General features: G+C 35.6%; 1 protein-coding gene. It reads left to right on the top strand.

The window, feature by feature from the left end; all coding sequences use genetic code 11:
* Positions 1–199: 199 nt before the first annotated feature.
* The coding region (locus JHD69_RS21220; RefSeq protein ID WP_233166144.1) for a hypothetical protein at positions 200–404 on the top strand (205 nt) is incomplete at its 3' end.

Raw genomic sequence — 404 nt, 5'->3', positions numbered from 1 at the left:
GGCATACGAGATCATGAGTACTGTCTCGTGGGCTCGGAGATGTGTATAAGAGACAGGAGTTTGTATGACTGTAATTATGATAAAAACAAAATAGAAGCGGTTCTTCATTTTCATAAGATTTTATTACAATGCCAATTTGAATAAGGGAGAGCAGTTTAAAACCCAGGTATTTTTTTGATAACAAAGACTGATTTTAACAATGAGAAAAATACAATCCATTTTCGTCCTTTTCTTTACGCTATATTTTGTGCCTTGCAAAGCACAAAGCGATCAGGAACTTAACAGAGACTCGGTAATTGGCTGGCAATACATAAGCAATCCAATAAATCCTAAAATTATTTACAAACCCATTAAAAGTCAATATGCCCACGGGGCTGTTGATTCTGTAAAACACCAACAGGCAT

The sequence above is a fragment of the Pedobacter sp. ASV12 genome, assembly GCF_016429155.1.
Taxonomy (GTDB): Bacteria; Bacteroidota; Bacteroidia; order Sphingobacteriales; family Sphingobacteriaceae; genus Pedobacter.
The sequence above is the reverse complement of the archived record's forward strand: the minus strand, read 5'-3'. Positions and strand labels throughout refer to the sequence as shown.